8 protein-coding genes are annotated in these 8,823 nt (G+C 72.5%); 4 read left to right on the plus strand and 4 right to left on the minus strand.

The genetic code is table 11. The features are described from left to right. Positions 1-46: 46 nt before the first annotated feature. From ABZ806_RS37940 to ABZ806_RS37950, 3 genes are read left to right on the plus strand one after another with little or no spacing between them, the layout of a single operon-like run. A complete protein-coding gene (locus tag ABZ806_RS37940; RefSeq protein ID WP_500223191.1) occupies positions 47-1,063 on the plus strand; it encodes an iron-siderophore ABC transporter substrate-binding protein in 1,017 nt (338 codons plus the stop codon). After that, the gene (locus ABZ806_RS37945; protein ID WP_500223192.1) at positions 1,063-2,358 is read left to right on the plus strand and encodes a lysine N(6)-hydroxylase/L-ornithine N(5)-oxygenase family protein; all 1,296 of its coding nucleotides are present in this window, start codon (positions 1,063-1,065) and stop codon (positions 2,356-2,358) included. The genes ABZ806_RS37940 and ABZ806_RS37945 overlap by 1 nt, the downstream gene beginning before the upstream one ends. Continuing rightward, the gene (locus ABZ806_RS37950) at positions 2,355-2,552 is read left to right on the plus strand and encodes an MbtH family protein (RefSeq protein WP_500223193.1); all 198 of its coding nucleotides are present in this window, start codon (positions 2,355-2,357) and stop codon (positions 2,550-2,552) included. Before ABZ806_RS37945 ends, ABZ806_RS37950 begins: the two co-directional genes overlap by 4 nt. A gap of 144 nt (positions 2,553-2,696) precedes the next feature. On the opposite strand, the gene ABZ806_RS37955 is transcribed toward ABZ806_RS37950, so the two are convergent. The 4 genes from ABZ806_RS37955 to ABZ806_RS37970 all read right to left on the minus strand — a co-directional run bounded on the left by ABZ806_RS37955 (position 2,697) and on the right by ABZ806_RS37970 (position 7,242). Continuing rightward, entirely contained in the window at positions 2,697-3,560 is an 864-nt protein-coding gene (locus ABZ806_RS37955) for a CE1 family esterase (RefSeq protein WP_500223194.1), read from the minus strand. A 98-nt stretch (positions 3,561-3,658) separates the two neighbouring features. Next, positions 3,659-4,936, minus strand: coding sequence for an MFS transporter (locus tag ABZ806_RS37960; protein ID WP_500223195.1), 1,278 nt, complete (start codon positions 4,934-4,936; stop codon positions 3,659-3,661). Further along, complete coding sequence (locus ABZ806_RS37965) at positions 4,933-5,400, minus strand: MarR family winged helix-turn-helix transcriptional regulator (RefSeq protein WP_500223196.1); 468 nt, start codon at positions 5,398-5,400, stop codon at positions 4,933-4,935. Before ABZ806_RS37965 ends, ABZ806_RS37960 begins: the two co-directional genes overlap by 4 nt. Positions 5,401-5,559: 159 nt before the next feature. After that, a complete protein-coding gene (locus tag ABZ806_RS37970) occupies positions 5,560-7,242 on the minus strand; it encodes an MFS transporter (protein ID WP_500223197.1) in 1,683 nt (560 codons plus the stop codon). Between the two features lie 289 nt (positions 7,243-7,531). Here ABZ806_RS37970 and ABZ806_RS37975 point away from each other — a divergent pair, with 289 nt between their 5' ends. Further along, positions 7,532-8,554: a phosphotransferase family protein gene (locus ABZ806_RS37975; protein ID WP_500223198.1), complete on the plus strand. Its 1,023-nt coding sequence runs from the start codon at positions 7,532-7,534 to the stop codon at positions 8,552-8,554. Positions 8,555-8,823: the final 269 nt, after the last annotated feature.

Below are 8,823 nucleotides of genomic sequence, written 5' to 3' on the forward strand. Positions count from 1 at the left end.
CCTTGATCAGTTACCCCCGAAGAACCCGGAAGGACACCGGTCCTCTATGCGCACCATGATGCGGCGCCTCGCCGCGACCGCCGCGCTCGTCCTGAGCGTCGGCACGGTCGCGGCGTGCGGCGGCGACGACGAGCCCGCCGGCCCAGCCGGCGGCACGGCCGCCGGGGCGTTCCCGGTCACGATCACCCACAAGCTCGGCACCGCGAAGATCGAGTCCGCGCCGAAGCGCATCGTGGCGCTCGGCGAGGTCGACCAGGACACCCTCCTCGCGCTCGGCATCACGCCCGTCGGCATGGCCGAGCTGACCGGGGTGCAGCCCGACGGCCTGGCCCCCTGGACCGCGCCGAAGCTGACCGGCGAGAAGCCCGAGCTGCTCAAGGCGGGCGAGGCCGGGTTCAACCTGGAGGAGATCGCGGCGCTGCGCCCCGACCTGATCCTCGCGGGCGGCGACTTCTACATCGACAAGGAGTACGACAAGCTCTCCAAGCTGGCGCCGACGGTCGCCTACCAGACCGGCCCGGCCGAGGACGCCTGGCAGCAGATCGCGCTGCAGACCGCCAAGGCCGTCGGCAGGGAGGCCGACGGTAAGAAGCTCGTCGGCGACGTCGACGCGAAGATCGCCGGTGTGAAGACCCAGTACCCGGCCCTGCAGGGCAAGGGCTTCGCGTTCACCAGCGTCTTCCCCAACGGCAACATCGGCGTGATGAAGTCCAAGGACGACACCAGCGTGAAGCTGCTGGAGCAGTTCGGCATGGTGCTGCCGGAGCGGCTCGCGAAGCTCCCCGGCGACGGGTTCGCCGCCGAGCTGAGCATGGAGAAGGTCGGCGTGCTGGACGTGGACGTCCTGCTCAGCCACTACAACGACGACCCGGCCACGCAGAAGAAGATCGAGGGCTACAAGCTGTTCGCCGACCTCGCCGTCGTCAAGCGCGGCTCCTACGTGCCGCTCGACCTGAAGTCGTTCTGGCCGCTGCGCACGCCCACCCCGCTCGCCGTCCCGTACATCGTCGACAACGTCGTCCCGAAGATCGCCGAAGCGGCGGGCAAGGCGAAGTCCGCCTGATGCCGGAGGAGCGCATGGAGCCCCGCGTCCACGACGTCATCGGGATCGGCTTCGGGCCGTCCAACCTCGCGCTCGCCGTCGCGCTCGACGAGCTGCGCGAGCAGGACGGCGGCGGCGTGGACGCGGTGTTCTTCGAGAAGCAGCCGGAGTTCGGATGGCACCGGGGAATGCTGATCGACGGCGCCACCATGCAGGTCCACTTCCTGAAGGACCTGGTGTCGCTGCGCAACCCCGCCAGCCGGTTCTCCTTCCTCGCCTACCTGCACGCCCGCGGCCGGCTGGTCGACTTCGTCAACCACAAGACGATGTTCCCGACGCGGGTGGAGTTCCACGACTACCTCGAATGGACGGCGGCCGCGTTCGCCGACCGCGTCCGCTACGCGGCGGAGGTCGTCGCGCTCCGGCCCCGCGACGACGAGACCCTCGAAGTCGTGGTGCGCCGGGACGACCGGCTGGAGACGCACCTCGCCCGCGACGTCGTCATCGGCGTGGGCCTCGAACCGACCCTGCCCGAGGGCGTCCGGGCGGGTGAACGCATCTGGCACACCGAGGACCTGCTCACCCGGCTGGACGAGCGCGCGGGCTGGAACCCGCGCCGGCTCGTCGTCGTCGGTGCGGGGCAGAGCGCCGCCGAAGCCGTCGAGTACCTGCACCGCACGTTCCCGGAGACCGAGGTCTGCGCGGTCTTCGCCCGGTACGGGTACTCGCCCGCCGACGACAGCTCGTTCGCCAACCGCATCTTCGACCCGGCGGCCGTCGACCACTACTACGCGGCGCCCGGCGACGTGAAGCGGATGCTGTTCGAGTACTCGCGCAACACCAACTACTCCGTGGTGGACCTCGACCTCATCGACGAGCTGTACCGGCGCGCCTACGCCGAGAAGGTCGCGGGCGCCGAACGGCTCCGCATCCTCAACGCCTCCCGCCTGCTGGACGTCCGGGACGGCGCCGGGGGAGTGCGGGTCACGGTCGGCTTCCTGCCCACCGGCGAGGCCGCCGACCTGGACGCCGACGCCCTCGTCTACGCCACCGGCTACCGCGAGCGCGACCCCTTCGACCTGCTCGGCGAGGCGGGCGGCGACTGCCTCGCCGGACCGGACGGGCGCCCCGTCGTCGAGCGCGACTACCGCATCGCCACCCGTCCCGGCCGCGCGTGGGGCGTCTACCTGCAGGGCGCGACCGAGCACAGCCACGGGATCGCGTCGTCGCTGCTGTCCATGACCGCGGTCCGCACCGGGGAGATCGTCCGGTCCATCGCCGGACGCTCCGCCCGCATCGTTCAGGAGGCCCGATGACCAATCCGTTCGACGACGCGGACGCGGAGTTCCGAGTCCTCGTCAACGCCGAGGGGCAGCACTCCCTGTGGCCGGCCTTCGCCGACGTCCCCGCCGGATGGACGACGGTCTTCGGGCCCGAGTCGCGGTCGGACTGCATCGGCTACGTCACGGCCAACTGGAAGGACATCCGGCCGCGGAGCCTCACCGGCTGACCCCGCCGGCTGACCCCGCCGGCTGACCCCGCCGGCTGACCCCGCCGGCCGACCCCGCCGGCCGACCCCGCCGGCCGACCGGCCCGAGCGGCCGCCCGGACCCGGGGCGGGCGGCGTCCCCCGCGCCGCCCGCCCTCCGGTTCGTCAGCCCGCCGGCAGGGACGGCCGCGCGGCGAAGAACCGGCCGATCATCGCGCTGGCGTAGGACGGCCACTCGTGCCCGCCGCCCTGCTCGGTGCACAGCGCGACCAGGAGCGTCCCCGGCCCGGTGCCGACGCAGCCCTCCGGGCCGCCCGGGACCGGCCACGACAGCGCGCCGAGCCCGTCCACCCAGCGCCAGAACTCCATGACCACCTGGACGGCGATGAACGGGAAATGGACGTCCGCGTCCATGTTCCCGCCGCCGGTGTAGGGGACGGACGGGTCGAGCGTCCCGTGGAACGCCAGCACCGACACCGGCTTCGACGGCGTGCAGCCGATGGCGAGCGCGCCCGACACCACGGCGATCCCGGCGAGCCGCTCCGCGCGCTGGCACGCGTACCGGTAGGCCATGCCGCCGCCGTTGGAGAAGCCGGTCATGAACACCCGGCGCGGGTCGGCGACGCCCTGCTCCACCAGCGTGCCGATCAGCGCGTCGAGGAAGGCCATGTCGTCGATGCCCGCCCAGCGGGCGAACGAGCAGCAGGCCCCGGCGTTCCACGTCCCGAGGAACCCCTCGGGATAGGCGACGGCGTAGCCCTGCCGATCGGCGACCTCGTCGAGCCCGCTCTGCCGCCGGACGTACTCGGGGTCGTTCAGGCCGCCGTGCAGGGTCACGATCAGTGGCAGCGGCTTCCCGGCCTCGGCGCCGGGTGGGACGTGCAGGAGGTAGGGGCGGTCCCAGTCGCCCATCGCGATGGTGTGCTTCGTCGTTCCTGGGGCGTCCTCGGACGCCCGGGCGGGCAGGGGGTGGGCGGTGAGCGCGGCGACCAGCGCCACGATCATCGCCGCCCGCGCGGCGATCTTCATAGCGCCGATCTAACGCCCGCCGCGCCGCGACGGCTACGCACCCGCGCGCAGAAAGGCACACGGCCTTTTCGCGCTCGGGTGCGTACTGGCCGGACCCGCTACGAGCCGGATCCGGAGCCGGTCTCCGCCGCCTCGGTGACCTCCGCGTCCGCGTCGCCCCGGCCGGCGTGCGCGTCCACCTCGGCCTGGCCGCGCTCCGCGTTCGCGAGGTCACGGTGCCCCAGCGTCAGGATCGCGATGCCGGCGACGATGACGCCCGACCCGATGGCGAACGGGACGTGGATGTTGGTGTGCTCGACGAGCCGTCCCGCCGCGTAGGGGGCGAGGCCGCCGCCGATGAACCGGACGAATCCGTACGCGGCCGACGCCACCGGGCGCTCCACCGGCGAGACCATCATGACGGCCTGCGTGGTCAGCGTGTTGTTCACGCCGATGAAGACGCCCGCGACGATCACGGCGACGATCAGCACCGCCTGCGAGTTCACGAAGACGGCGATCACCAGCACGTTCACCGCGAACAGCGCCATATTGCCGTACAGGGTGCGGGCCAGCCCGAACCGGCGCTGCAGCCAAGGCGCGCCGAACACGGCGAACACCGCGACGAGCAGGCCCCACCCGGTGAACACCAGGCCCAGCCGCATGGCGCTCAGCCGCATCGGGAACGGCGCGTACCCGAGGACGGTGAAGAAGCCCCAGTTGTAGCAGAGCGCGGTCAGGCTCATGACCAGCAGCCCGCGGTGCCGGAGCGCCCTGATCGGGTCGAGGACGGAGGTCGTGCGCGCCGGTTTCGGCTGCGGCCGCACCAGCACGGCCGTGGCCAGCAGCGCGAGCGCCATCAGCGCGGCGACGCCGTAGAACGGGCCGCGCCAGCTGATGTCGCCGAGCACGCCGCCGAGCAGCGGCCCGACCGCGATGCCGAGCCCGAGCGCGGACTCGTAGGCGATGATCGCGCCGCCGAGCCCGCCGCTCGCCGACGACACGATGACGGCGAGGGAGGTGGCGATGAACAGCGCGTTGCCGAGGCCCCAGCCGGCGCGGAAGCCGATGATCCCGCCGATGCTGCCGGACGTCCCGGCGAGCGCGCTGAACACCACGATCAGCGCCAGGCCCGCGATCAGCGTGCGCTTGGCGCCGATGCGGCTGGACACGGCGCCCGTGACCAGCATCGCGACCGCCGTCACCACCAGGTAACTGGTGAACAGCAGCGTGACCTGGCTGGGCGAGGCGTTCAGGTCGTCCGAGATCGCGGGCAGGATCGGGTCGACGAGCCCGATGCCCATGAACGAGATGACGCAGGCGAACGCGACGGCCCAGACGGCCTTCGGCTGGCGGAAGAGGCTCTGCGAGGCCGCCCCTTCGTCGGTGACTGGTTTCATACCTGCTCTCTGCCGTTCGTGGTGTCGGGGACGCCGAGGGCGGCGCCGGTCAGCCGGTCCAGGGCCGGCAGCGCGGCGGCGATCGCCTCCCGGTCGGCGGGGGGCAGCCCGGCGAGCAGCTCGGCCAGGCGCTCGGCCTGCGCCGCGCGCCGCCGCGCCAGTTCGGCGCGTCCCGTTCCGGTGAGGTGCACCGCGACGACCCGGCGGTCGCCGGGCAGCGCGCGGCGCTCCGCCATCCCCTCCCGTTCCAGCCGCGACACCAGCTGGGTCATCGCGGGCTGGGTGACGCCCTCGAACGCGGCCAGCTCGGTCACCCGGCGGGGGCCGAAGCGCTCCAGGGTGGCCAGCGTCGACACGGTCGTCATCGACAGGTCGCGGGGCTGGGACAGCGAGCGCATCAGCGAGTACACGCGCCCGAGCCCGGCGGCCAGCTCCAGCTCACCGGCAGGGGACGGCGAATCCATATATTCCGGTGTATCACAGGCTTATATGTTTGCCAAGCTAAGTATCTTCCGGGGCGGGACGCGACGAGCCCCCGGCCGGGGGGAGGGCCCGGCCGGGGGCTCGTGATCCACGATGGTCCTGCGGTGGTGCGGTCCTGCGGTCCTGCGGTGGTGCGGCGGTCAGTCCTTGCCGAGGGCCGCCAGCTCCTTCTCGATCGCCTGCCGGTGCGCCTCGGCGTCCTCGCGGGCCCGCTTCGGGCTCCAGCGCCCCGTCATGATGAAGATGAACGGGAGGAAGACGATCTGGCCGCCCAGGCAGACGTACCACCACGTCCGCCACTGGCCGGGGCCGTCCTCCGAGGCCTTCTGCACCTCGGCGCCGTGCTCCTTCAGCACCGCCAGCTGCGGCTGCGCCTTCTGCACGGTGGCGAGGCCGGGCAGGCCCACCTCCTTGGCGGCACGGGCCTGCAGCTCCGCCGGGGCCTGGCCCGCCGGGTACTTGCCCAGCTCGGCGAACAGCTGCTGATGCTGGTTCACGATCGCTAGCGCCGGCGCCGCCTCCTTGGAGGCGACCTGCACCTCGTGCCCGTGCTCCACGAGCGGCGTCACCGACGTCACCACCACCGGGACGAAGGCCGCCGAACCCGCCACGACGAGCCGCAGGATCCAGCCCCACACCGCGAGGCCGGTCGCCGTCGCCGCCGGGTTGTGCTTCTCGACGGTCTCGGTGAAGCCCGCCATCCACGGCGCGTAGGCCAGGCCGCCGAACACGCCGATCGCGATGAACAGCCAGGCGAAGGTGTAGTAGCCGGTGTCGGCGTGGACGGCCAGCTGCGCGAAGTACGCGGTGGCCGCGACCGAGCCGATGCCGCCGACGAGCATCAGCGGCTTGCGGACGCGGAGCCGGTCCGACAGCAGCCCCGCCACGACCAGCGCGATCGCGTTGGCCGCCCAGTACCAGTTGGCGAGCCCGTTGGTGCGCTGCTCGCTGTAGCCGAAGGTGGCGGAGAAGTAGATGACGAAGTTGCCGACGGCCGCGTAGTACAGCAGCAGGTAGACGCTGATCGCGAAGGCGGACCCGACGACGTCCAGCCGCATCATCTGCCGCCAGTGGCCGGAGGTCTGCCGGTCGGTGTCCAGCCCCTTGGCGCGCGCCTCGATCAGCGCGCGGTCGCGCATGCTGACCATGAGCTGGTCGCGCAGCGCCGGCGACAGCTCGCGCAGCCCGAACAGCGCGATGACGAACACCACGAGCGCGGTGTAGCCGGAGTAGCGCAGCTCGTCCTGCCAGCTGGAGGTGTCGAGGGTCGCGCTGGTGACGGTGGTGACGACGAGGCTGCCGAGCACCGGGCCCATCGTCCAGAAGCCCATCGCGGTGGCCCGGCCGAGCTGCGGCGAGAAGTCGCGGATCAGCGCCGGGGTCGCGACGAGGACGATGCCCTCGATGAAGCTGAGCACCGCGAACAGCACCAGGAAGGTGTGCTTGCCCGGCGAGTGCGGCAGCACCAGCACCAGCAGGCCCGCGATCAGCAGCCCGTACACGACGAGGTTCGCGCGGCCCCACCGGTCGGCGAGCCCGGCCAGCAGCGACGCGAACGCGCCGATCGCGTTGCCGATCACCGACAGCAGGATGAAGTAGGCGAACGACATCGAGAAGTGCGACATGATCGACGTCGCGACGGCGTACTGGATGTAGAGCAGGTAGTACAGGACGATCGTGGTGACGACCACGATCGCGAGATAGCCGTAGCGGCGCCCCGTCTCGGGGTAGTGCGGAAGGTCGCGGCGCCACAGCCGGGCGGCGAGGCCCGGTGCGGCGGCGCCCTCGGCGGCGCCGGCGTCAGTGGACGGGGAAACGGACATGCAGGGACTCCTCCGGGCGCTGTTCTCCCCCGAGAACCGGTCCTGACCAGTGCGGCGAAGCTGCCTTCGCCGTCAACCGTGCGGTCACGTTAAACCCGTGCAGCAGGAATGGCAATAACTTCCGCCATTGAAAACCGACCAGTCGGTATGGTCTCCTCTACGTGCGGATACCTGCCCGGGGGGCGGCGTGAGCCGGAACCCCGCCCTGCGCGCCGGCCGGCGTGCTTCCCCGGCATCCTGCGCCATACCGACCGGACGGTACAAGGCTTTGGACGGCGGAGGAGGCACAGTGCGGGCATTCGAGGAGAGCGATGTCCCCGGCCTGGCGCTGGACCGCTTCGGCGCGTACTTCGAGCGGATCCGGCCGGGCGCCGGCCGGCCGCTGCGCGCCCGGTTGGTCGACGGCGGGCGGTCCAACCTCACCTACGAGGTGAGCGACGGGCGCGGCTCCTGGATCGTGCGGCGGCCGCCGCTCGGCCACGTCCTCGCGACCGCCCACGACATGGCCCGCGAGTACCGGGTGATGACGGCGCTGGCCGGCACCGCCGTGCCCGTCCCCGCGACCTACGCCCTGTGCGAGGACCCGGACGTGATCGGCGCGCCCTTCTACGTCATGGAGATGGTCGAGGGCACCCCGTACCGCAGCGCCGCCGAGCTGGCGCCGCTCGGCCCCGCGCGCGTGGCGCGGATCGCCGACCGGATGATCGACACCCTCGTCGACCTGCACGGCGTCGACCCCGCGTCGGCCGGCCTGGCCGGATTCGGCCGCCCCGAGGGCTTCCTCGCCCGCCAGGTCCGGCGCTGGAAGAAGCAGCTCGACGCGTCCTTCAGCCGCGAGCTGCCCGCCGCCGGCGAGCTGCACGCGCTCCTGGAGGCGAACCTGCCGGCGGAGTCGGCGCACGCGATCGTGCACGGCGACTACCGGCTCGACAACCTGCTCGTCGACTCCCGCGACCGGATCGCCGCCGTCCTCGACTGGGAGATGGCGACGCTCGGCGACCCGCTGACCGACCTGGCGCTGCTCCTGGTCTACATGGGGCGCGGCGCCCCGGTGCCCGGCGCGCGCGACGCGGCGGCCGCGCCCGGGTTCCCCGCGCCGGACGAGGTCGTGGCCCGCTACGCCGAGCGCAGCGGCCGGGACCTGTCCTCGATCGGCTTCTACGTCGCGCTGGCCTGCTTCAAGCTCGCCGTGATCTCCGAGGGCATCCACTACCGCTACATCCACGGCCAGACGGTGGGGCAGGGCTTCGGGGCGGTCGGCGCCGCCGTCGAGCCGCTGCTGCGCTCGGGGCTCGCCGCCCTGGCCCGCTGAGACACTGGTCCACGGAAACCGCCGCCGCGCATCGCCGCTGGTAGACCACAGTACCGCCATCGTGTGTGACACATCACGGGCTGTGCGCGCTGTGCAAGGTGGAACCGGATGGCGGCGGTGCCGGCGGGCGCGGAGGGGAGCCCGTGCGTCACCCCCGCACCGGTGACCCTGCCGGCGGGGGGGGGGGGTGCGGGGGGTCGGGGGCGGCCCCGCGCTGAAGGGGCCCCCGCCGCCGCCGCGACGGCCGCGGAGACCCGCGACCCCCGGGC

This window comes from Spirillospora sp. NPDC047418 (assembly GCF_040643275.1).
Classification (GTDB): Bacteria; Actinomycetota; Actinomycetes; order Streptosporangiales; family Streptosporangiaceae; genus Spirillospora.